This is a genomic window from Natronolimnobius baerhuensis, from assembly GCF_002177135.1.
GTDB classification, from domain to species: Archaea; Halobacteriota; Halobacteria; order Halobacteriales; family Natrialbaceae; genus Natronolimnobius; species Natronolimnobius baerhuensis.
Window position 1 is genome coordinate 252,431 of sequence record NZ_MWPH01000001.1, and the last position, 21,228, is coordinate 273,658.

Consider the following 21,228-nt stretch of genomic DNA (forward strand, 5'->3'; position numbering starts at 1 on the left):
CAGTGCAGCCACGCAGAGAGACGGTGCAACCAGTCGACGAGCGATTCTAAGCTCAAATCGACTCGATTGGATTGTCCGAGAAAGTCCGTCTACCCCGATTTGAACAGTTGGAAGACGGTCCGCCTTGCTTCGCGCGGCGGCTGCGACTTCCATGTTCAAATCGGCTCGAGATAGCCTTTTGCGCCGACCAGTTGCTCGCTTCGCTCGCGATGTTGGTCGACACAAAAGTCCGCCCTCCCCGATTTGAACGGGGGGCAAGTCGATCTACAGTCGACTGCTCTACCAGTCTGAGCTAAGGGCGGTCGCACTTTGATGTAGACGCCGTTGCCAATATAAGGGTTATTATTCAAGCCGAAACGAAACCCCTCGAGGCACCTGACTAGCAGAATGATTGATATGGGAGGCCATACAATGTGAGCGTATATCACCGCATGAGTAAGATCACGTTTCGCGCCGACGATGCCCTCGTCGAGGACCTCGAGGCGCTCGACCTCTCGAAAAGCGAGGCGATGCGAGAGGCGCTTCGAGCGTATCTCGACGGGCCACACTCGAGCGAGGCCACCAGGTCCAGCGCCGCGCAGAGTGACGCCGCCGGGGCCAAGGGTGAGCAAGCGCGCACACGTGATCACAAGGCAGTCACCGAGGACACCGCAATCGACGACATCGTTCGCGAGCGCGTCGACGAGCTAGTTTCGGAGCGACTGACAGCACTTGGGCTCGATCCGACGGACCCGATGAACACGGACTCGCGTGCACACCCACACGAGAATGAGTCCCAAGATATCAACGTGACAATCTCGCTTGCGGACCGTGAGCTGAACACGCACCAGCAACGCGACTCACACGCACGGACTCGAGGCGATGTGTCTGACACGCACGGTCCATCCGACGAGCACCCAGCTGTCGGACATCGTGTGGACGGTGACCGACAGCAGACCCCGCCACCTCGAGACCACGAACACGACCACACCGGCGATACCACACACTCGACGTCGTGTGCACAGTGTGGCGAAACCGTCGACGAAGACCACGTGTACTGTCCGAACTGCGGCGAAAAAGCCGCACATCGGCTGTTCTGTGAGTGTGGGGATGAATATCGTTCAGACTGGGCGTTCTGTCCGAGCTGTGGGCGTCGGACAGCCTCAGCGGACGTCCTCGAGTCGAATAGTCGGTAATCGTGAGTGTTGTAAGACACTGAAAGTCGTGTCCGACGAAAGCTTTATTATTCAGGGCCGTATTCCGTTTACTCGCGTAAGACGGTCGTCTTACACCTGCCACGAATGGCCTGAAACCGCCCGATGTCGGGCGGTTCCGGTGTAAGACACGTCGCGTCTGACAGGGGCGCGCCACCGTCTTACCCAACGGGGAATACAACCATGGAGCGTGTGACACTGCGAATTCCGAAACAGCAGATCGAGGAGGTAGAGCAACTGGTCGATTCGGGCGAGTTCCCGAACCGGAGCGAGGCAATCCGGTCGGCCGTCCGTGAAATGATTAACGAGGAGTACGACGGACAGACCGACCACTCCCGTCAGCGAAACTGGGCAAAGGTGTAACGATGCAGGATATCGTACAAGACGCCCTCGAAAACGCTGAACAGGAAGCCCGAGATATGGATGTCGACATGGACGACGATGAGTTCGGCGATCCACGGATCGTCATCGTCGGCTGTGGCGGCGCGGGCAACAATACCGTCAATCGATTGTATAACATTGGTGTCGAGGGCGCTGACACCATTGCAATCAACACGGACAAACAGCATCTGAAGATGATCGAAGCCGACACGAAGATTCTCGTCGGCAAATCCCTGACCAGCGGACTCGGTGCCGGTGGCGACCCATCGATGGGCGAACGCGCAACCGAGATGGCACAGGGAACGATCAAGGAAGTCCTTGGCGATGCGGACCTCGTGTTCGTGACGGCAGGCATGGGTGGCGGAACCGGCACGGGTGCCGCCCCCGTTGTCTCCGAAATCGCCAAAGAACAGGGCGCAATCGTCGTCGGCATGGTCTCGACGCCGTTTAACGTTGAGCGCGCACGGACCGTCAAGGCCGAGGAAGGCCTCGAGAAGTTGCGTGAGCAGGCCGACTCGATCATCGTCCTCGACAATAACCGACTGCTCGATTACGTCCCGAACCTCCCGATTGGCAAGGCGTTCTCGGTGATGGACCAGATCATCGCCGAAACCGTCAAGGGAATCTCGGAGACGATCACCCAGCCAAGCCTGATCAACCTGGACTACGCGGACATGTCCACGATTATGAATCAGGGCGGCGTCGCGGTGATGCTCGTCGGCGAGACGCAGGATAAGAACAAGACCGACGAAGTGGTCAAAGACGCGATGAACCACCCGCTGTTGGATGTCGACTACCGTGGTGCATCCGGTGGTCTCGTCCACATTACGGGCGGTCCTGACCTCACCCTCAAAGAGGCAGAAGGCATCGCAGACAACATCACGGAGCGCCTCGAGGCCTCCGCGAACGTCATCTGGGGCGCCCGAATCCAGGAGAACTACAAGGGCAAAGTCCGCGTCATGGCGATCATGACCGGCGTCCAGAGCGCACAGGTACTCGGCCCAACGACGCAAAAACAGGCCGACAAATCCCGCGCGAGCATCGAAGGTGTCAAGGATACAGACTTCGACGCAAGCAACAACATCGAAACCAGCAACACCGGCTACGGTGCGAAAAGTGATGGCGGCCGCAACGAAGTCGACAAACAGAACGGCGTCGACGTAATCCGGTAAGCAAAAGCCGGCTGATACTACCGGACAACAGTCAGTGGAGGTTTTCGACCGACAGGGGGTCGAAAATCTGTCACTCGTTTTGTCCGGCAGTATGAACCGACGCTCAGTACCGGTTCGTTTTCCAGATCTCTTCAGTCAGCTAGTTCTCGAGAGTGGTGTTTACGGGCGTATACGAAGCTATTGTCCAGAGACGGGACTGCTTCAGACGAGTGCCTCGAGCAGCGAGCACTTCCGACAGCGTTCCCGCGTCGTCGTCGACCCACATTCGACACACGCCTGTAAGTCAGCGCCGCCGTCCTCGCTGAATTCGGTGGCAACCATCCCGGCCAGTTCTTCGTACCCAGACAGGATCGAGTGACGGGTGCCGGGGTGATTTTCCTCGAGGCCGTACAGGAGTTGCTGAATCTCGCCGCGATAGGCTTCGCTGGCGTGGGGACACTCCGTGATGTGTGCGGGGAGGTTGTTCAGGTGGGCATAGAGTGCGACTTCCTTTTCGGGCACATCTCGGAGTGGCTTTGCTCGCGGGACGAACTCGTCTTGGTCTTCGCGCTCAGAAAGCGGCCCCAAACTGGCGTCGAAGTGCTTGGCGATTTGGTCGACATCGCCCTCGAGGAAGTTCATCAGCGCCGTCTGGGCTTCGTCGTCTAAGTTGTGGCCCGTCAGGAGGAGGTCTGCCTCGAGTTCGTCGGCATAGCGCTCTAAGACGTCCCGGCGGAAGACGCCGCAGTAGGCGCAGGCGGCCATATTTTCGGGGTCGTCCTCGACGACGTCGTCCATCTGGACGCCGAATTCGTCCTCGTAGCTGACGAGTTCGTGGTGTATCTCGAGGTCGTCAGTGAGTTCGACGCAGGCGTCGACTGATTTGTCGCGGTAGCCCTCGATCCCTTCGTGGATCGTGAGGCCGACGAGTTCGATGCGGGGGTCCTCGGCGAACGTATCATACAAAATCTGGGTGAGGACGACGCTGTCTTTCCCACCGGAGAGGCCGATTACCCAGGTCTGTGGGTCCTCTGGCGTCGCGTCCTGTGGGACGAGGTCGTCTCGTCTGACACGGCGTCGGACGCGCTTTTCGACCGACTCGCGGAAATGATCCTCACAGAGGTGTGCTCCGGAGTAGGCGGCGTGCATCACCGCGTCCTCGTCACACCGATTGCAATCCATCGCGCTCACGTAACCAGCGAACGCGTATGTCCGTTTCGTCTTTTCGTCTCGAGGCGTGGGCTCGAGGCGTCGTTGGATGAGCGATTCGAGGCGTCATCGGCTGACCGGTTCGTGCATCTCGTTCCGACAGCCGGGCCACTCAGGCCGGCACCGTCTCTTCTGGCTCGTCGGATTCTGCGTCTTTTTCGACCGCCTCAGCACCCTCCTCGAGCGTTGCAAGCACGGTCTCGAGGTAGTGGTCGCGCGCGGTCGAAGAGAACAGTTCGTGGCCGCCGGAGTAGACGACGATGTGTTCGGCGGGGACGCGCTCGCCGATGGGTCGAAGGCTGACGACGGGGTCGCGAAGCGAACAGAAGACGACGGCGTCGTGGTCGATTGCGAGCAGTTCCTCCTGGGCATGGCGAATCTCACGGACGAACGCGGGCGAAATCCATCGTGGCATCGTCGCGAGTTGGTGATCCGTCGCCTGCTGGCCGAGCGCGTCGCGGTCCATCCCGCGAACGGGGATACACGGGAACGTCGTTGGAACCCTCGAGACGCCCTCGAGCAGGAGGTCTGGATACGTCTCGGCAAAGCCCCACCAGGGACTCAGGTAGACGTGGTTGTCCGCACCGTCTAAGGCTTGGGCGACTAACGCGCCCGCGCTGTGGGCAAGCAGCTGGTACTCCTCGTCGAACTCGAGGACGTACTCCGCGATGGGCTCGAGCCAGTCCGTTTTGAAGTCCTCGATGTTGGTGGGGAGTTCGAACGCGTGGACGCGATAGCCCGCGTCGGTCAACTGGTCGATGAGCCAGCTGACGTTGTCGTGGGTCCAGCGGTTACCCCAGCCCATGACGAAGACGAGTTCCTCGTCACCGTCCTCGTTGAAGATGCGGTGTCTCATACAGGTCCATTCGATGTGAATCACCAAAAACCTGCTCTCTTGACAGGACGGATCAGTATCCCGTCGGACTGGAATCGATCAGGCTGAAACGAGAAACCGTTTTGCACCTCGAGTCCGCAGAGTCCCCAATGAGCGTGAGTAGCGATGGGGTTTGATCGACTCGAGGCAGTTGATCGACTCGAGGACGTTGTCGACACGGTTGCAAACGACCGGATGCCGGTGCCTGTCCGCGAAGTATGGGCCTTCGGCGACGTCGCGCTGGGGCTCGATCCTGTCGACCGACTCGATATCTATCTGACCAAGGACGTGTTACTGCGCGATGATAGCCCGTCGCCAACTGATACTGGGGCCTCCAACAGCGACGAGCCGGATCCCGAAGCGCGATTTCGCGACTCACACGGCATCGCCGGCGTCGGAAAATCAGTCCGCGCCGACTGGGCAGACGCCCACCCCGAGTTCCTGCGAGCCAACGCGAACGGCCACGCAGCGCCCGAGAAGTGTCTCGCGGCCCACCTGCTCGGTGACGACGATGAGCCGATCCATCTCGAGGTCTGTAACGCCAGTTTCGAGGACAACGTCACCCAGCGCCTGCGCGGCGCGAAACTGCGGGAAGACTACACGCAACTGCTCGACCCACGCGGCGTCTGTCTCTGGGCGGATGGTGTCCGAAGCGACGACGCCGTCCGAAAACTCCGGGAGAGCGAACTCGCCTTGCCAACACTCTCGAGTGCCCTCGAGATGCTGGGATTGGACGAGGAAGACGCGACGGCGGCGGCACAGGAACTACACGCCTGGCGCGAGCAACAGGAAGGTGTGACGGTGCGCGGCGACGTGGTCTGAGCAGCGTCAGTGATTACGCCTCGAACGTCACGTCGGTCACCTCGAAGCGTGCACCGCCATCGTTGCTCTCTGTCACTGAGATCGACCAGTCGTGTGCCATAGCGATTTCTCGAACAATGTTGAGACCGAAGCCGGTTCCATCAGGCTCGCTCGAGTAGCCAAAGTCGAAGACTTGTTCGCGTTCTGCCTCTGGAATCCCCGGCCCGTCGTCCGCGATGGCGAATCCGTCCGGGCAGTCCTCGACGGTGACAGTAACGTCGGGTCCTGCGTGTTCGATTGCATTCCGAATGAGATTCTCGAGGAGTTGCTGTAGACGGGAGCCATCGGCCAGCACGACGCGATCAGTGTCGCGTTCCAGTGTCGCACCGGTGGTCTCGACACCCCGCCAACTGCGGTCGACGACGGCTGCCAACTCGACCGGACGTGGGTCGGTGACCGATTCACCTTCCCGTGCAAGCGCCAGGAGCGTCTCGATGAGCGACTCCATTCGGTCGTGTGCGGCCGCCACCTCGTCGAAGTGGTCGCGACCGCCATCAGTGTCGTCCCGAGCTAACTCGAGGTGGCCGGCTGCGATGTTTAGCGGATTTCGAAGGTCGTGAGAGACGATGCTGGCGAACGCCTCGAGTCGGTCGTTTTTCCGCTCGAGGGCCTGTTCGCGGGCCTTCCGCTCTGTGATATCCCGAACGACGCCAACCTGCTCGAGTTCAGTTTGGGACGCTGTGACGATGCTAAATCGCAGTTCGACTGGAACGGTCTCGCCGTCCGTCGTCGAGAACTGGAATTCGGCGACGCCGACATCTTGCCTACCTGATTCGAGTGCGTCTCGGGCCGAATCAATCGTCTCGAGGGCAGTAGGTTTCCCCCACTCGTAAATGTCAGTCCCGATGAGTTCGTCGCGGTCGATCCGTTTCAGCGACCCGTAGGCGTCGTTGACGTAGACGATGGTGTCGTCTGAATCGATTGCGTAGACGGCGTCATCCAGCGAATCGAGAATCACTGTATATTGCTCGAGTCGTTGTTCGAGGTTCCGTCGGTCATCGATTGGCGTCGAGACGAGGACGTAGCCGCCAGTGTCCGGCTCTGGGCGAGGGGGAGCCCGCGTTTCGAACCAGACCCATGAGCCATCGGCGTGACGAACGCGGTACTCGATGGGCTTGTCGAGTGTCGCCTGTTCGGGACACTCGAGAAGGCCCTCGAGTTTCGACCGGTCAGCCGGGTGAATCGACTCGAGGAGCGACGTGTCGATGAGATCGTCCTGTGCGTAGCCACAGTGGCGGTTGATCGCCGCATTCTGATAGCGAATCGTGCCACCGGTCTCGAAGATGGTGAACAGTTCCGAACTCCGGTCGAGCAGTAATTCGAAATCAGGCATCGGTATCGAGTCTCTGTTCGCCGAGGTGAGGCTGCGTGCGGACGCGTGCGGCGACCAACAGGGAGTGTGAGATTATCGCTGTCCCGGTTAGTTGGGTGTTTCGGTCGAAAATAGTGTTTTGATTCAACTGATGTCACGCCGCCTGAACCACAGTTGGCTCACGACTACCAAGAGGATCGTCATCCCAATGAGGACGCCTGCACTGGTGAGATCGTACGTGCTCTCGAGGAGAACCTCGTTCGGATCGAAGTACCGCATCGGCGCGATTGCACCGACTGCTTCGTAGTCCGTGCCATCGACTAACGACTCGAGCATGAACAGGCCGAAGACGACCCCGAGAGCGATCCGCTGGGCGATACTGGTTCGGCTAACGGCCACCGATGCGACCAGTCCAATTCCAGCACACGCAAACAGGTAGGGAACCGAGAGCGCATGAATCGCAATCAGATCGACGATATCGAGCGATTCGCCGACCAGCACGGCCGAGACGTAGATGACAACCGGCGTCAGGACGTTGACGACGACGATTGGCACGGCCAGCGACCCAAATTTCTCGGCGACGACGCGGGCTCGAGAGAGCGGCATCGAGAGCAGGATATCCATGCGTTCGTGTTCGATATCGCTGGCTATCGTGCCGGCGGCGAGGTAGGCGAGATAGAGCCCGAGCAAGATTACCCAGCCGAAGATGTAGAGTTCGAACGCGAGAAAGCCCTCGAGCGTGGCCATCGTCTGGACGTCAAACAGCTGGATCACCTGCTCCGGATAGGCGTCCATGAACTGCTCGTCGATATCGTCGAACGACTCGCTAAAGGAGGGGTAGATCCAGATGACGACGGCGGCCAGTACGGACATCGCAATCGCAAGGTAGATACTCCCTTTCAGCCGGTTGCTGCCGTCGTAGCGGGCGAGTTCAAGCATCGTTGCTCACCTCGGAATCTGTCGCGGCCTGTGGCCTGTCTGTCGCGTCCGTCGCATCCGTCGATTCCGAGTCGCCGCCGTAAAACCGCATGAACACGTCCTCGAGCGGCGCTTCTTCAATCGAGAGGTCGAGCAAGTGAGACGGCCCAAGGCGCTCGAGCAGCGCGTTGACGTCGCCGGTGAAGGTGAACGTACACTCCGTGACTGCAGTGTCGTCCGCCGATGAGTCGTCGGTGACCGTCGTTTCACTCATCTCGAGCTCGTGGACGCCCTCGAGGTCGAACGCCGACGGCGACAGCGACTCTGTTGCGCGGATTCTGACGACCTTGCCGCTGCGGTCGAGCAACGAGGCGACGGGTTCGACGGTGACGAGTCGCCCGTTACGGATGATGCCGACCCGGTCACAGAGCCGCCGGACCTCGCTCAAGACGTGCGAGGAAAAAAAGACCGTCATGCCGCGGTCGCGTTCGGCCCGTAGAAACTCGGCGAAACGCTGTTGCATCAGCGGATCGAGTCCGCTCGTCGGCTCGTCCAGAATAACGAGGTCGGGGTCGTGCATGAACGTCGTCACGAGCCCGAGTTTGCGGACGTTCCCGTGTGAATACTCTCGGACCTCGCGCTCGAGTGGCGGATCGAATAGTTCGAGTAACTCCCCGCTGCGTTCGTCGCCTTTGATCGACGCATGGAGGTCGAGTACTTCCTGTCCGGTTGCCGTCTCGTCGAACGCTGGATTGTCGGGCAAGTAGCCAAGCCGTCGTTTCGCCTCGAGTAAGGCTGATTCGTCGGTGATGTCGTGGCCGAGTAACTGGCCTGTCCCCGACGTCGGCGAGATAAAGCCGAGCAGCGTTCGAATCGTGGTCGTCTTCCCAGCCCCGTTTGGCCCCAGATAGCCGAAAATCTCGCCGCGTTCGACCTCGAACGAGACGTCGTCGTTGGCCAGTACCTCCCCGTAGTCCTTTGTTAGCCCCTCGAGTCTGATCACGGCCATAGCCACCAGTACTCATCCAATCCACATGTAAGTACGTCACAATTCCCGCTGTGTGCTGTCGTCGATGACCGGTTCGGCCGCTTCGTGGCGACTGGAAAGCGTTTTGTCAGTCCCGTTAGGACCTTCTGTATGGTTTCGCTGTCTTCGATTATCGATGGGCTTCGGTCACCACGGACCGCCTTGCTCCTCAACGTTGCGCTCGTGATGTCCGGTTCGGTACTCGCCCTTGTCGGCTACTTCGACGTCGTGACCGGTCTCATCGTCGTGACGGCTGGGCTGCTCGGCATGGGTATCTCACTGATTGGGCGCCAATCCGACGAGTAAGACTACCGGTCGGCGGATGTGGCGTGTCCGACTGTGACGAAAAACGGAACGCGCTCGGTTCGGCGATACGACTCCGTGCCCATCTGTTCGATGACGTCTCGGCCCATCTCGCGCCACTCGCCGCGCAGGTCGTCGAACTCGCCCGCAGTAAGTGCCCCCTCGAGCATTGTCTCTCGGTCGTCGGCTAACCCCGCACCCGTTGCCTTCCGGCGCGCTGCGGTCAGCGCCGCCTCGCCGTAGGGCGGTTCGACCGTCCGAACGTGGTCGTATCGGCGCGTCTCGAGCACCTCGAGTCCGGCCGCTTCGAACGTCTCACGGGCATCTGCACCGAGGGAAACGTCAGTGTCGACGCCGTCTAAATAGGCGCGCCGTGCACGCTGCTCGAGGTCGTTTTCGGCGGCGACGCTCGAGTCGATTTCGACGGCGCCGTTGTCGGGTTCGACGGCGGCGACGAGGTCCGATGAGACGCGGGCAAACTCGGTCACTGCGGCCGCTGGATCGGGCAGGTTGATTAACAGTGCCTGACAGACGACCAGATCGAACGCGTCATTGGGAAACGGCAACTCGAGGGCGTTTCCCGCGACGACGGGGACGTGTTCACGGGCGAACGCGAGCAGTGCGGGATCGACGTCACAGCCGACCACCTCGCCGGGCGACTCGTCGGCGAGCACACGACTCAACTCGCCCGTGCCACAGCCGACGTCGAGGACACGCTCGCGGGAGGCAAGTTCCAGGGGGGAAAGGGCCTCGCGGGAATCGTCCCACATCCCCTGGCGGGTCCGCTCGAGGTAGGCTTCTGAGAACTCGCGCACAGGCGGGAGTTGTCCGACTCGAGTAAAAACGGGTCGATCTCAGTCCGCGAGGATATCGCGAGCCACAGCGCCGAGCAACACCACTCCGATGACGATCATCGAACCCTGTGCAACGGCGGCGACGCTCGAGTCGACGCTGCCGCCGGTCACCAGTGCGATCACGTCCGACACACCGCGTGCGGAGCCGAGTACGCCGAGCAGTGCGAGGATTCCAATGCCGTAGCCTGCGATCTGCTGGCGATCAGTTTCGCGACCGACGAGTCCCAACGCGGCGATGACGACGCCGAAAATCGTCGGGATGAGCGCCGTGACGCTCGCGAAATCCGAGAGCACGTAGGCGGCGATTCCGATAACGACGAGAACGGCTCCGAGGACGATTCCGAGTCCGGGTGTCCGCTCGAACGATGACATACCTGACCTTCTCACTGCCTGCTAGTTAGTGCATTGGTACGGGTGCCGAATCTCGAGGCTTGCTTCGTTTACTGTGGCTGCGCCGCTCTCGAGGCTCCGTCGCCCCGGCTCATTCGCTCGAGTCGCGCAACTCGCGGCTTACGCCGCTCGTTATCTCGAGATTCTCACTCGTTCGAATCTCGCAGCTCACGGGTCGTTCCTCCCCGTTCGCAATCTCGTGACTCTCATTCGCTTCGCTCACTCCGAGTCACGTAACTCTCTCACCTTCTCAATATTCCACGCGAACCCTTTGCCGTCTTCCGTCGGCGTCTCGAGTGCGAACGGCAGGTCCCGCAGTTCGGGATGGTTCACAATCGCCTTCATGCCGTCTTCGCCGATGTAGCCCTCGCCGATGAGGGCGTGTTCGTCCTTGTGCGTGCCCACGTCGTGTTTCGAATCGTTCAGGTGGATGTACTCGAGGTGCTCGAGGCCGACCTCGTCGTCGAACCGGGACACGGTTTCGTCGACGGCTTCAGGGGTCGTGAGGTCGTTGCCGGCGACCAGCGTGTGGGCGGTGTCGATGCAGATGCCGATATCTGTCTCGGTGCGGTCGATGATGCCCGCGAGGTGTTCGAACTCGCCGCCAAGTTTCGTCCCGCTGCCGGCGTCGGATTCGATGAGAATCTGGACATCCTCTGGGACCTCGAGGTCGTCGATGACGCCCGCGGCGTTGTCGAGGCCGCCCTCGACGCCCGCGCCGGTGTGGGCCCCGAGGTGGACGTTGACGTACGGAACGCCCAACTGCTCGGCCGCGTCGAGTTCCGCCTGCATGCTCTCCGTTGATTTGCGCCGGAGGTCTTCTTTGGGCGTACAGAGGTTCACGAGGTACGAAGAATGGATCACCCACGGCCCCTCGAGCAGTTCGTCGGTTTCGTCCTGAAAGCCGTCGGCTGCCTCGTCGCTGATTTCGGGTTGGGCCCAGACCTGCGGCGAGGTGGTGAAAATCTGTCCGCAGTTGCCACCGAACGCGAGCTGGCGGTGGACCGCGTTGCGAACGTCGTCGTACGGCGGTGTTTCGTCGTCGGAGGAGACGCGCGAGCCGGAGATCGAAACGTGTGCGCCGACCTGCATGGTCATGAATCCTCGTCAGTACCGGTTCGTGATAGGTATGTCGGACCCGCCGAAGCACCGCTGGACTACTCAGCGGCCAACGACCGCAGCGCCTCGAGTCGCCCCTCGAGCGGCGGGTGTGTCGACCGAAGCCCACCCAGATCGCCCTCCTCGCCGAGCGTCGGCATGACGGTGATCGCGTTCGTCGACCGGGCGTGACGAAAATCCGTCGAGGGGCGATATCGCCGATCTGCGAGACGCTCGAGGGCCGACGCGAGCGCGCCAGGGTTGCCAGTCGCTTCGGCGGCCCCACGGTCCGCGGCGAGTTCCCGCTCACGGGAGAAGACACCGAGGCCGACGAGCGCAACAGATGTGAGCGCCCAGCCGAGCGGATCGAGTCGCCACGGATCGTCCTCGTCGGACAGAAACTCCGCGGCGAACAGCGGCACGAGCAGCCACGACGTAAACTGGAGGTCGTCGTTCGCCAGATGCGCACACTCGTGGGCCAGCACGGCCTCGAGTTCGTCGCTCGAGAGCGTCTGTACGAGCCCCCTCGAGACGACGATGACGGGCGAGCCACGGCGGCGGACCGCAATCACCGGGTCGGTCGGCTGGGTGGTCGTGTATGCCATCGGTGTCGCATCCGACCGGACCCGAATCTCCGGTTCGGTGATGTCAAACTGCGTCGCCAGTCGTGTCGTCGCAGCCTCGAGCGCTCGTATCGCATCGGCGTCGATTTCCGACGCGGGGACAGTCCCCTCGAGCAGTTCGAGGCGCTCCAGTCGGATGGCGTGGGAGATGACGACGGCAAAACAGGGCAGGACCGGAATCGCGGCGATGACGAGCGTCCACAGGAAGCCGGTCTCGGTGAACTCGAACGGGCCGAGTTGCATCGCGACGAACATGATGGTCGCCGCGGCGAAGACGATGGTGACGTACGCGCTCGCGAGCAGCGTGACACCGGTGATGCCGGCTGCGAGGAGGGCTCGGACGCCGATCCCAATCGAGCCGGTCAGTCGCATATCGTGTGGTCTTGCCGTCGAAAGAAAAGCGGTCCGTTTTCTGCACCCGTGGGCACGGCGTGGCTTCCAGACGGCTACTGCTCGCTCGCCTCGAGGGCCTCCCGATTCTTGATCCACGCATCCGAGCCGTACTTTCGGTCGGCGAGGTCGCGGGCAGCCTCGAGTTCCTCGGCTCGCCACGTACCGTCGTCGGCGTCGCACCAGTCACCGAGCGCATCGCCGAGCGTCTCGAGTGCCGTCTCGCGGTCGATTTCGCCGACTTGCTCGCGGATACTCGTCACACGATCAGTAAACGTCGCGTCCGCGATGTCTGTCGCGAAGGTTCCGACGTGGCGTGTGGGCTCGAGATCGAAACTCAGAGAACCGTGCTGAATGACGACATCGCGCTGGCGGTACTGGGCGTTGCCGCTGATCTTCTTCGGACGGGCTGTGTCTGCAGCCCCTGCCGGTGCGACGATATCGTGTGCCGGATGAATGTCCCGCAGATAGCAGGCGGGCTGGTAAATCGCGTCCTGCTCGCTCGCCGCGAAGTCGGCGTCGACGCCGAGTCGGTCGAACGCCTCGAGAATCGGCTCGCAGAACAGGTCGTAACAGTCCATCAGGTCCCCCGGGACCTCGTCTGCGGGCGCGACAATCGTGTAGGAAATGTCCGCAAAGCGGTCGTGATAGATCCCGCCACCGCCGGTCTGTCTGCGGGTGACGCCGATGCCCTCGCGCTCGCAAAAGCCCCAGTCGACCGTCTCGGCGTCTTGGCGGTAGCCAAGCGAGAGGGTGCTTGGCTCCCACGAAAACGTTCGGACCGTTCTGATTCCGTCTGTGATGGCCGTCTCGGCGGCGACCTCCTCGAGGGCCATCTGGGTCGCGCCGTCGCGGGCATCGTCGCGGATGAGTCGCCAGTCGCGGTCCGCGAGGGAGCCGCTGGCTGCGTCGGTCATATGTACGTACTCACACTCGAGCGGATTAGCGTTGAGGGTTTACTCGAGACGCGGTTAGATGATTGCGATACATGATCGCAGTAGCGGACGATGTGTCGCAAAGTGTCGTCTGTTACTCAGGAAGCGACGGCCATGTTGTTGCGACCGTTTCCTCGATCAACTGTGTTTGGGCACGACGAAGTCGCTCCGATACGGAGGATGCAGAGATGTCTAACTCTGCTGCAACCTCTTTTAAAGAGGTCCGACGTGGAATCTGGAAAAACCCGTTCTCGTACGCAATTCTCAGCGCCTCGCGTTGTCGATCTGAGAGGCCATCGCCAGGTGGTTCAGACGCACCGTTTTGAGTAAGACGGTGCAACCGGAAGCCACCGTTTTGTTGCCAAAACAATGAAAACTCGGTGAACGCGTCCCGATTCGCAAACCAGCCCGACTGTCGCCATCCCTCCTTGGTCACTTCGATTCGCTCAATAACGGCCTCGACAGCGGCAAGCGATTTGAGTCCAGCAGGATTGTCGATGTGGTCCCCGAGCTGTTCCTCGAAGGTGAGGGCTGGGGTCGCTTGATATCGTCGTGTAGAGCCAGCCTCGCCAATCAGCATCCATTCGTCGATATCAACGGCCGCCGTTAGCGCTGCTTCAATTGCTGTCCGTGTACCGTCTGTGACGGTGATTATGAACAGTGGTGGATTGCCGTGATTGAATTGGAACTCGAACAGAACAGTTGCATCTGGTAGCTCTCTTGCAACCCCAACGAGCGGAAGTGCATCGCAGTAGATATCGAATTGCGCGAGAAGTCCCATGTAGTCACGTCTTTCTCAGCGACAATGTACGCATCGAAACTATCTGATGACTGACTGAAATCCCGTCGAATATAGTGACTTGTTGCGAGTTTGTTTTAGCACCAATCCGCGATAGACTGCACGATTTGTATTTCATTCTCTATTTAAATGCCCGTCTGACTGAGAGAACTGCTTACGCTGATTTCTCTCGAACAGTGGTTGTATGCAAACGATACAGTCCGAAACAGGCATTGAAGTAACATACGACTGTGACGGCGATGGCCCGCCGTTGATTCTCCTACACGGTGGGATGGCTCCAAAGGAATACTGGACGCCAATCGTCCCATACCTAGATGGGTATACGACGATCATTCCGCAGCGACCCGGATTTGGAACCTGTCCCGAGAGTCTAGCCGAGCTGACCGCTGATGACGTGTTGAATCGCGAAGTAAAGTATGTGCAAACGCTCGTCGAGGATATCGACCGTGATCCAATCTTGTTCGGGCATTCCTATGGGGCACTCACCGCGATTGAGGCTGCAACAAAAGTACCGGTTACGGCAGTCGTTGCGTACGAACCGGCGATCCTGCCTGCGGAGTATCGAGAAACAGCCAACCTTGCGGATCAGATGCAGACACGTATTGAGGCAGGGAAACCGGGTGAGGCGATAAAACAATACATTGAATTGGTTCTTCACCCCGGTGGTATTGACGACCTCGATGCGTGGCTGTCAGATTGGCCGGTGTGGCCGGACTGCATCGACCTTGCTGACGAAGTTCTCCGAATGAATCGCGCTGTCGAACGGTACCAGCTCCCACCCAGTCTCGACGTCACCGCACCTGTGCTCACACTGACCGGGACTAACGGACCCGATTTTCTTCGAAAGAGCGCCCGTGATACCCACGTTGCACTCTCACAGAGTCGCCTCGTCGAATTCGACAGTGTTAGTCACGCCGGCCCCGCCGAAGCACCAGACGTACTCTCGAGCGAAATCGAGACGTTCCTCCGCGCACATTCGCCACGTTCTCGCGACTGATCACTCCAAAGACGGGTTCATTCTGAACTGATACGCTCGAGAAACGTCCCGCTCGCCTTGTCCCACGCCTCGATAATCGCGTCATCGTTCGCGCTGTCCCACGACTCGAGGCCCTCGCGGTCCTCGAGCGCGTCAATCGTTCGTCGAATCCCATCCTCGAACTCGATGGTGTACTCGAAGCCGAGGTCGCGTTTCGCCTTCGTGTTGTCGAAGACCGTACTGTACTGGAAGTGTGCCTCGAGCATGTCGGTGCGCTCGGGCGCGGCTTCGCGGAGTTGCTCGGTCGGAATGTGGACGAACTCGGGTTCGGGCGCGTCCATCGCGGCCGCGACGCGGCGATAGTACTGATTCCAGGTGATAGTCTGCTCGCTCGTGGCGTGATAGGCTTCGCCGTAGGCGGTTTCGTTGCCGACGGCACCGACGAACGCCGTCGCAACGTCGTCACGGTGACACGGCCCCCACAGCGAGGAGCCGTCGCCGTGGACGATGATCGGCTCCCCCTCTCGAATTCGGTCGAGGTAGTAGGTGTCGCTGCCGAACGTGTGAAAGACCGCGCCGCCCTCGCCGTAGGTGCTCCACGGGCGGATAATCGTCACCGCGAACGCGCCTTCGGAGTCTGTCCCGTGGACTGATTCGGCTCCGTCGTGAGCCTCGAGAAAGACGTCTTCCGCGGCGGCTTTGTTCGCGCTGTAGTCGCTGACCGGCTCGGCGTCGACGTCTGATTCTCGTGGGGCGTCTTCGGTCGCCGGATTGGACTCGAGCGGGCGGTGATACACGTCGACCGTCGAGCAGAAGATGTACTGCTGTATCTCGCCGCCGAAGACATCGACCGCCTCGCGCGCCTGCTCGGGCGTGAAACAGACCATATCGATGACGCAGTCGGGGTCGACCTTGCTGGCGACTCGCTCGAGCGCATCACGGTCGTTGCGGTCGCCGGTGACGAACTCGACGCTGTCGGGAACGTCGGCGTCGGTTTCGCCGCGAGTGAGACAGACGACCTCGTAGCCGTCGTCGACCAGTTGGCGGGTGATGCCGGTGCTGATGACACCGGTGCCGCCGATAAGTAAAACGCGCATAGCTATCGGTTACACTGACCGGGCATAAACCCGGGTACCCCACCCCGTTTGTTCCGCCTCCCGAACGCTTTTGGACCGGTCCGCGCGAGTGCACCTATGACATCGTTCAACTGTGGGCTCCAGAGCATCGTCTTCGGTGAGGGAACACTTGAGGACGTTCTCGACTCACTCGAGACAGCCGATACCGACCTCGAGACGCTCGAACTCTGGGACCGGCATCTGCCGCCGACCGACGATCCGGACGAGCGACTCGAGATCCAACAGCTGCTCGAGGAAGCGGCCATCGACGTCTGTGGCTACGGCGTCGTCGACCTCGAAACTCCCGAGGACGCCCGCGAGTATATCGCGTTCGCAGACTGGCTCGACGCCGACTACATCACGGTCAACTATCCGCCGGATCGGGACGAGATTACCGAGGAACTGCTCGCCCTTGCCGAGACGTTCGAGATCGACGTTGCGATTCATAACTACTCGTCGGTGCACCACGACGACCTCTCGAGGGTGTTTTCGTCCATTGACGACGTCCGCGAGGTGCTCGAGGCGTACGACCATCCGCGACTCGGCGTCTGCATCGACACTGGGCACTTCCTTGTCGAGTCGGTCGATCCGGCGGATGTGATCCCCGCTGTCGGCGACCGAATCGTCGCCACCCACCTCAAGGACACCTCCGAGGCGGAACTCGAGGACGTACCCGGATCGGGAGTGCTCGACCTCGAGCGGATCGTCTCTCTCCTTGGCGACCACGCCGACCCGGATACGCCGCTGATTATCGAGTACGAACTCCCCGAGGACCGACGACTCGAGGCGCTCCAGGCGGGTGAGCGAAACGTTCGTGAGGCACTCGAAACTGCCGATGCCGGTTCGGACAGCCGCTAAACTCGGAATCGGCGACCGCTACATTTCTATCTCCATCGCGGATCGCGTCGTGCGCTCGCTCGAGTAGCGCCGCGGTTTCACTCACGGGAAGATTTCGTATTGCTCTATGGGGTTTACCAACCCCCATCGCTCGATCACGCTATCGAACGATAACGGGGCACAGAGGAGCTAGTGGTGCGGTTGGCACACCACTGATCTCAGACTCAGCGTTTGGTCTCGAGGAACGAGCCATCGTGCGCTGGCGGGCGTTCGTCACGACGTTTTTACGTACTCGCCGGCTATCGCACTCTATGGTGCGGAATGTCGCCGGGGTACTCCCGGAGCTCGAGGACGAGGACTTCTATCTCCTCTCCGGTGTCGAACAGGGGATGCGCTTCTCCGAGTGGGTCCAGCGGGAGAAACTCTCGGAGTTCGCCAGCCTCACCGACGAGGAGGTCGACTACCGCCTCGAGCGATGTTTGAAACGCGGGTTGATCGAGAAGAAAACGATTCAGTACGAGGGCTACACCCTGCAGTTCGAGGGCTACGATACACTCGCCTTGCGGGCGCTCGTCGAGCAGGATACGATTTCGGAATTTGGCTCGCCACTCGGCGTCGGCAAGGAAAGCGACGTCTACGAAGTGCGCTCGTACAAACCCCACGCGCTGAAGTACCACCGTGAGGGCTATACCAACTTCCGGGAAGTCCACAAGGAACGCGATTACACGTCCGACCGCGACCACGTCTCCTGGATGTACACCGCGCGCAAGGCCGCCGAGCGCGAGTACGACATCCTCGAGTCGCTGTATCCCGATGTGTCGGTTCCCCAGCCCATCGGCCAGAACCGCCACGCCATCGTCATGGAGAAGATGGAGGGGGTCGAACTCTCGCAGACAAAACTCGAGGACGAGCAAGTAATTGGCGTCCTCGATCTCCTACTCTCGGAGATCGCGCGCGCGTACGATCATGGCTACGTCCACGCGGACATGAGCGAGTACAACGTCTTCGTCGATGAGGGCGGAGTGACGATTTTCGACTGGCCTCAGGCGATTCCGACGGATCACGAGAACGCAACGGAGTTCCTCCGGCGTGATCTGACCAATGCTATCGGCTACTTCCGACGCAAGTACCCCCAGCACATCCCGGACGATCTCGAGGCCGAGCCGGTTGCGGCTGCGATTGAGCGAGGATCGTTCGAGTCGGTGATGGCAATCCTCGAGTAAGCGACTGCACGTCTCGTAGTCGCTCCGTGTGTCTCACTCCGAGTATACGTCTTTTCTCGGTGTATTTCGGCTGGTATGGTGAGTCGCACAGTTCGACCGCTTCCGATCACATACACGGTATTATGATATACAGAATTTGGATACTGAGTCTCGAGTCGGCAGGGGACAAAAGGGCGCGTAAGGAGCCATGTTCGAGCCAAACCGGACGAGAACGCATTGTTGCCCGGTTCTGATTCCGCGGATCGTACCACCACCTAAAAGATTACAAGTGTGGGCCTGGGTGTTCGAGATGTGCTATCGACTACACCGCTGTTCGTGGCTCCTGGCGGGCCTGAGATCTTGCTGATCGTTGGGATCGCCATTTTGATATTTGGTGCACAGAAGATTCCGAAACTCGCTCGATCTATCGGCGAGTCGACTGGCGAATTCAAGAAAGGGCAGGCGAAGGTCGAACAGGAACTCGAGGAGATTCGACCGGACACTGATCTGAGCGCCGACGTGAACCCAGACGCCGGCGCTGCGGTCGACACTGAAACGAATTCGTAACGACGTTGTCGCGTGGTTCTGCGAACGATTCTATCGACGAGCAGTTACTCGAGAGGTTCGACTCCGAACTCATCGCTGAGGTCGTCGTCTGCAACGGCGACGTCGAACGCATCGATGGTCGAATCACCGACGAGCCAGTCGGTATCGTCGCCAGTCTCGAGTCGGTAGGCATCGCTCGTGAAGTTCGTGACCCACGTTCGCCCGTCGCGGTGGTTGATACGAAGGCCGTCGGGGAGTCGCTCGGTGTAGTCGACGTCCGCACGGGCGAGCAGCGGGCGAACGAGTTCGTCAGCCAGATCAGCGTCGGGCCAGACGCCGCAGTAGACGACGGTTCCGTCGCCGACGCTGTTTCGAACGGCCGCCGTATGGCCGTCCTCGATGCCATCCATCTCGTAGGTGAAGAGGGGGTCGGCGTCGTCGGCCTCGAGCCATTCGGCCCAGGTGCGGAAGCCGTAGCTGTCGTCGCCGTCGACGGGACTGACAACGGTCTCGATCCGTTCGGGGAGCGTGTCGTGTTGCTCGACGGTCGCGCCGACGAGATCGGTCAGCGGGCCGGGCTGGAGCGCGGGTCGAAGTTTGTTGTATGCGTCTTTCACGCCGGTTCGCGGGCCGAGAAGGAGTTCGCCGCCGGCTTCGACGTACTCCTCGAGGCGGGTTGTGATTTCATCGGTGACGAGATGGAGCGCGGGTGCGACGACGGCGTCGTATCCCTCGAGGTCGTTAGTCGGTGGAACGACATCGACCTGCACGCCGCGTGCCCGAAGCGCGCCGTGGAACGACTCGAGCAGTTGCCAGTAGTCGAAATCGGGTGCGTGGGGTTGCTCCTCGAGCGCCCAGCAACTGTCGTAGTCGAACAGGAGGGCAACGGGTGCGTCGACGTGGTCGACGCCGTCCTCGCCGCCGATTGCAGCGAGTTCGTCTGCAGCCTGCGTGGCGTCGTGATAGCCGCGATCCGGCGAGCCGTCCTGTTTGCGCAGGCCCGCGTGGTACTGCTCTTGGCCCTCGAGACAGCGTTGCCAGCGGAAGTAGACGATGCCGTCTGCGCCGTGGGCGCTCGCGTGGTGGGCCCAGAGTCGCATCGCGCCGTCGGCTGGCTGGGTGCCCTGTGCGGGCCAGTTGATGTCGCCGGGCTGTTGTTCCATGACCCAGAACGGGCGATCACGCGCGCTGCGATAGAGGTCGTGATTCAGCCCGAGTTGGTCGGGGTTGCCGGCGCGCAGTTCGTCGACCGTTGGCTCCTCGGGGGACATCTCCTGGACGAAGCCGGTCGGATAGGAGTCCCACGCGACCATCTCGAGGTCGTCGCTGACGTCGAATGCGTTCAGGTCCGAGAAGTGACCCATGAAGTTGTGGGTGACGAACCAGTCGGCGTCGATCTCGCGGAGTAGGTCGGCCTGGAATGCGTTGTAGTCGACGACCGAATCGCTCGAAAAGCGGGCGTACTCGAGGAGGCGTGCGGGATGGTGGCCGTCCGGTGTCGGACCCGGTGCGTCAATCTCGTCGAAGGCGTTGTACTGCTGGCTCCAGAAGCGATTGCCCCACGATTCGTTGAGGTCTTCGATGGAGTTGTACTTCTCGGCGACCCACTCCCGAAAGGCCGCTTCGCAGTCGTCACAGTAACACCGAACGGTCTCGTGACAGCCGAACTCGTTGTCGGTTTGCCAGCCCGCGACGGCGGGATTGTCGGCGTAGCGGCCGGCCATCTCGCTGATGATTCGGTCGGTCTCCTCGCGGAACGCATCTGAGTTGAAACAGTAGTGACGGCGACTGCCGAACTCGAGGGTGGTGCCGTCGAACGTTTCCTGTCGAATTTCTGGGTGTTCGTCGACGAGCCATTTCGGCGGGGTCGCAGTCGGCGTACAGAGGACTGCCTGCATGTCGTACTCGCCGATTAGGTCGACGACCTCGTCGAGCCACTCGAAGTCGAACTCGCCGCGTTCGGGTTCGATGGCGGCCCACGAGAACTCCGCCATGCGGACGTACTCGAGGCCAGCTTCGGCCATCGCTTCGATATCGGTTTCCCAGCGCTCGCGCGGCCAGTGTTCCGGAAAGTAACAGACGCCGAGGTTCATACGCGGTTGTGAATTGGTACTCACCTAAGTGTTGTTTTTTCGTGCCACCCGTCAACACGCCTGTATCCTCGTCTCGCGGTTCGAAGCGCTTATACGGGAACGCTGGCTACCATTGACCAACTCGCTGGGTTGCGGGCGCCA

Annotated in this window: 22 protein-coding genes and 1 tRNA gene; 9 read left to right on the top strand and 14 right to left on the bottom strand. The window is 60.8% G+C overall.

Features of this window, described 5'->3' with window-relative positions; translation table 11 throughout:
- Window positions 1–228: 228 nt before the first annotated feature.
- A tRNA-Tyr gene (locus B2G88_RS01265) sits at window positions 229–302 on the bottom strand.
- A 129-nt stretch (window positions 303–431) separates the two neighbouring features.
- Between B2G88_RS01265 and B2G88_RS01270 the strand changes: the two genes are divergently transcribed.
- From B2G88_RS01270 to ftsZ, 3 genes are all read left to right on the top strand, one after another.
- Entirely contained in the window at window positions 432–1,175 is a 744-nt protein-coding gene (locus B2G88_RS01270; protein WP_054863234.1) for a double zinc ribbon domain-containing protein, read from the top strand.
- 201 nt (window positions 1,176–1,376) lie between these two features.
- Entirely contained in the window at window positions 1,377–1,556 is a 180-nt protein-coding gene (locus B2G88_RS01275) for a ribbon-helix-helix domain-containing protein (RefSeq protein ID WP_054863235.1), read from the top strand.
- Between the two features lie 2 nt (window positions 1,557–1,558).
- Window positions 1,559–2,746: a cell division protein FtsZ gene (gene ftsZ / locus B2G88_RS01280; RefSeq protein WP_087713758.1), complete on the top strand. Its 1,188-nt coding sequence runs from the start codon at window positions 1,559–1,561 to the stop codon at window positions 2,744–2,746.
- Between the two features lie 201 nt (window positions 2,747–2,947).
- Here the strand turns inward: ftsZ and ncsA are convergent, their stop codons facing one another.
- Both ncsA and B2G88_RS01290 read right to left on the bottom strand, forming a co-directional pair.
- On the bottom strand, window positions 2,948–3,907 hold the full coding sequence (gene ncsA, locus B2G88_RS01285) for a tRNA 2-thiolation protein NcsA (RefSeq protein ID WP_054863256.1): 960 nt from the start codon (window positions 3,905–3,907) through the stop codon (window positions 2,948–2,950).
- A 139-nt stretch (window positions 3,908–4,046) separates the two neighbouring features.
- Complete coding sequence (locus tag B2G88_RS01290) at window positions 4,047–4,790, bottom strand: alpha/beta fold hydrolase (protein WP_054863236.1); 744 nt, start codon at window positions 4,788–4,790, stop codon at window positions 4,047–4,049.
- Between the two features lie 144 nt (window positions 4,791–4,934).
- On the opposite strand from B2G88_RS01290, the gene B2G88_RS01295 reads away from it, so the two are divergent.
- Complete coding sequence (locus B2G88_RS01295; protein WP_054863237.1) at window positions 4,935–5,630, top strand: DUF7095 family protein; 696 nt, start codon at window positions 4,935–4,937, stop codon at window positions 5,628–5,630.
- Between the two features lie 13 nt (window positions 5,631–5,643).
- Here B2G88_RS01295 and B2G88_RS01300 read toward each other — a convergent pair whose 3' ends face one another.
- The 3 genes from B2G88_RS01300 to B2G88_RS01310 all read right to left on the bottom strand — a co-directional run bounded on the left by B2G88_RS01300 (window position 5,644) and on the right by B2G88_RS01310 (window position 8,908).
- The gene (locus B2G88_RS01300; protein ID WP_087713759.1) at window positions 5,644–7,002 is read right to left on the bottom strand and encodes a PAS domain S-box protein; all 1,359 of its coding nucleotides are present in this window, start codon (window positions 7,000–7,002) and stop codon (window positions 5,644–5,646) included.
- A 123-nt stretch (window positions 7,003–7,125) separates the two neighbouring features.
- Window positions 7,126–7,920 (bottom strand): ABC transporter permease subunit, encoded by a 795-nt coding sequence (locus B2G88_RS01305; RefSeq protein WP_087713760.1) that lies wholly within the window; start codon window positions 7,918–7,920, stop codon window positions 7,126–7,128.
- Entirely contained in the window at window positions 7,913–8,908 is a 996-nt protein-coding gene (locus B2G88_RS01310) for an ABC transporter ATP-binding protein (protein WP_087713761.1), read from the bottom strand. Before B2G88_RS01310 ends, B2G88_RS01305 begins: the two co-directional genes overlap by 8 nt.
- A 129-nt stretch (window positions 8,909–9,037) precedes the next feature.
- Here B2G88_RS01310 and B2G88_RS01315 point away from each other — a divergent pair, with 129 nt between their 5' ends.
- Entirely contained in the window at window positions 9,038–9,232 is a 195-nt protein-coding gene (locus tag B2G88_RS01315; RefSeq protein ID WP_054863240.1) for a hypothetical protein, read from the top strand.
- Window positions 9,233–9,234: 2 nt separating this feature from the next.
- Here the strand turns inward: B2G88_RS01315 and B2G88_RS01320 are convergent, their stop codons facing one another.
- The 6 genes from B2G88_RS01320 to B2G88_RS01345 form a co-directional block, all read right to left on the bottom strand.
- Window positions 9,235–10,044 carry a class I SAM-dependent methyltransferase gene (locus B2G88_RS01320; RefSeq protein ID WP_087713762.1) on the bottom strand — a complete coding sequence of 270 codons (810 nt, stop codon included), beginning with the start codon at window positions 10,042–10,044 and terminating at the stop codon, window positions 9,235–9,237.
- Window positions 10,045–10,083: 39 nt separating this feature from the next.
- Window positions 10,084–10,455 carry a hypothetical protein gene (locus tag B2G88_RS01325; RefSeq protein ID WP_054863241.1) on the bottom strand — a complete coding sequence of 124 codons (372 nt, stop codon included), beginning with the start codon at window positions 10,453–10,455 and terminating at the stop codon, window positions 10,084–10,086.
- A gap of 237 nt (window positions 10,456–10,692) precedes the next feature.
- Window positions 10,693–11,565 carry a deoxyribonuclease IV gene (locus B2G88_RS01330; protein ID WP_087714272.1) on the bottom strand — a complete coding sequence of 291 codons (873 nt, stop codon included), beginning with the start codon at window positions 11,563–11,565 and terminating at the stop codon, window positions 10,693–10,695.
- 65 nt (window positions 11,566–11,630) lie between these two features.
- The gene (locus B2G88_RS01335; RefSeq protein ID WP_054863242.1) at window positions 11,631–12,566 is read right to left on the bottom strand and encodes a M48 family metallopeptidase; all 936 of its coding nucleotides are present in this window, start codon (window positions 12,564–12,566) and stop codon (window positions 11,631–11,633) included.
- Window positions 12,567–12,640: 74 nt separating this feature from the next.
- Complete coding sequence (locus B2G88_RS01340) at window positions 12,641–13,501, bottom strand: lipoate--protein ligase family protein (protein ID WP_087713763.1); 861 nt, start codon at window positions 13,499–13,501, stop codon at window positions 12,641–12,643.
- A 112-nt stretch (window positions 13,502–13,613) separates the two neighbouring features.
- Window positions 13,614–14,300, bottom strand: coding sequence for a helix-turn-helix domain-containing protein (locus B2G88_RS01345; RefSeq protein ID WP_054863243.1), 687 nt, complete (start codon window positions 14,298–14,300; stop codon window positions 13,614–13,616).
- Window positions 14,301–14,502: 202 nt separating this feature from the next.
- Between B2G88_RS01345 and B2G88_RS01350 the strand changes: the two genes are divergently transcribed.
- Window positions 14,503–15,315, top strand: coding sequence for an alpha/beta fold hydrolase (locus tag B2G88_RS01350; RefSeq protein WP_054863244.1), 813 nt, complete (start codon window positions 14,503–14,505; stop codon window positions 15,313–15,315).
- Window positions 15,316–15,332: 17 nt separating this feature from the next.
- On the opposite strand, the gene B2G88_RS01355 is transcribed toward B2G88_RS01350, so the two are convergent.
- Window positions 15,333–16,391, bottom strand: a complete 1,059-nt coding sequence (locus B2G88_RS01355) for an NAD-dependent epimerase/dehydratase family protein (protein WP_087713764.1) — start codon at window positions 16,389–16,391, stop codon at window positions 15,333–15,335.
- Between the two features lie 96 nt (window positions 16,392–16,487).
- Between B2G88_RS01355 and B2G88_RS01360 the strand changes: the two genes are divergently transcribed.
- From B2G88_RS01360 to B2G88_RS01370, 3 genes are all read left to right on the top strand, one after another.
- Window positions 16,488–17,267, top strand: coding sequence for a sugar phosphate isomerase/epimerase family protein (locus B2G88_RS01360; RefSeq protein ID WP_087713765.1), 780 nt, complete (start codon window positions 16,488–16,490; stop codon window positions 17,265–17,267).
- 290 nt (window positions 17,268–17,557) lie between these two features.
- The gene (locus tag B2G88_RS01365; RefSeq protein WP_054863245.1) at window positions 17,558–18,469 is read left to right on the top strand and encodes a serine/threonine-protein kinase RIO2; all 912 of its coding nucleotides are present in this window, start codon (window positions 17,558–17,560) and stop codon (window positions 18,467–18,469) included.
- Between the two features lie 291 nt (window positions 18,470–18,760).
- Window positions 18,761–19,015, top strand: coding sequence for a Sec-independent protein translocase subunit TatA/TatB (locus B2G88_RS01370; protein ID WP_176393158.1), 255 nt, complete (start codon window positions 18,761–18,763; stop codon window positions 19,013–19,015).
- Window positions 19,016–19,059: 44 nt separating this feature from the next.
- Here the strand turns inward: B2G88_RS01370 and B2G88_RS01375 are convergent, their stop codons facing one another.
- Window positions 19,060–21,087: a beta-galactosidase gene (locus tag B2G88_RS01375; protein ID WP_087713767.1), complete on the bottom strand. Its 2,028-nt coding sequence runs from the start codon at window positions 21,085–21,087 to the stop codon at window positions 19,060–19,062.
- Window positions 21,088–21,228 lie beyond the last annotated feature (141 nt).

Coding starts and splice junctions, on each gene's coding strand:
- B2G88_RS01365 (WP_054863245.1), top strand. CDS start 17,558: ATGGTGCGGAATGTCGCCGGGGTACTCCCGGAGCTCGAGGACGAGGAC.
- B2G88_RS01290 (WP_054863236.1), bottom strand. CDS start 4,790: ATGAGACACCGCATCTTCAACGAGGACGGTGACGAGGAACTCGTCTTC.
- B2G88_RS01270 (WP_054863234.1), top strand. CDS start 432: ATGAGTAAGATCACGTTTCGCGCCGACGATGCCCTCGTCGAGGACCTC.
- B2G88_RS01325 (WP_054863241.1), bottom strand. CDS start 10,455: ATGTCATCGTTCGAGCGGACACCCGGACTCGGAATCGTCCTCGGAGCC.
- B2G88_RS01295 (WP_054863237.1), top strand. CDS start 4,935: ATGGGGTTTGATCGACTCGAGGCAGTTGATCGACTCGAGGACGTTGTC.
- B2G88_RS01305 (WP_087713760.1), bottom strand. CDS start 7,920: ATGCTTGAACTCGCCCGCTACGACGGCAGCAACCGGCTGAAAGGGAGT.
- B2G88_RS01350 (WP_054863244.1), top strand. CDS start 14,503: ATGCAAACGATACAGTCCGAAACAGGCATTGAAGTAACATACGACTGT.
- B2G88_RS01300 (WP_087713759.1), bottom strand. CDS start 7,002: ATGCCTGATTTCGAATTACTGCTCGACCGGAGTTCGGAACTGTTCACC.
- B2G88_RS01375 (WP_087713767.1), bottom strand. CDS start 21,087: ATGAACCTCGGCGTCTGTTACTTTCCGGAACACTGGCCGCGCGAGCGC.
- B2G88_RS01360 (WP_087713765.1), top strand. CDS start 16,488: ATGACATCGTTCAACTGTGGGCTCCAGAGCATCGTCTTCGGTGAGGGA.
- B2G88_RS01275 (WP_054863235.1), top strand. CDS start 1,377: ATGGAGCGTGTGACACTGCGAATTCCGAAACAGCAGATCGAGGAGGTA.
- B2G88_RS01340 (WP_087713763.1), bottom strand. CDS start 13,501: ATGACCGACGCAGCCAGCGGCTCCCTCGCGGACCGCGACTGGCGACTC.
- B2G88_RS01315 (WP_054863240.1), top strand. CDS start 9,038: ATGGTTTCGCTGTCTTCGATTATCGATGGGCTTCGGTCACCACGGACC.
- B2G88_RS01355 (WP_087713764.1), bottom strand. CDS start 16,391: ATGCGCGTTTTACTTATCGGCGGCACCGGTGTCATCAGCACCGGCATC.
- ftsZ (WP_087713758.1), top strand. CDS start 1,559: ATGCAGGATATCGTACAAGACGCCCTCGAAAACGCTGAACAGGAAGCC.
- B2G88_RS01335 (WP_054863242.1), bottom strand. CDS start 12,566: ATGCGACTGACCGGCTCGATTGGGATCGGCGTCCGAGCCCTCCTCGCA.
- B2G88_RS01310 (WP_087713761.1), bottom strand. CDS start 8,908: ATGGCCGTGATCAGACTCGAGGGGCTAACAAAGGACTACGGGGAGGTA.
- B2G88_RS01330 (WP_087714272.1), bottom strand. CDS start 11,565: ATGCAGGTCGGCGCACACGTTTCGATCTCCGGCTCGCGCGTCTCCTCC.
- B2G88_RS01345 (WP_054863243.1), bottom strand. CDS start 14,300: ATGGGACTTCTCGCGCAATTCGATATCTACTGCGATGCACTTCCGCTC.
- ncsA (WP_054863256.1), bottom strand. CDS start 3,907: ATGGATTGCAATCGGTGTGACGAGGACGCGGTGATGCACGCCGCCTAC.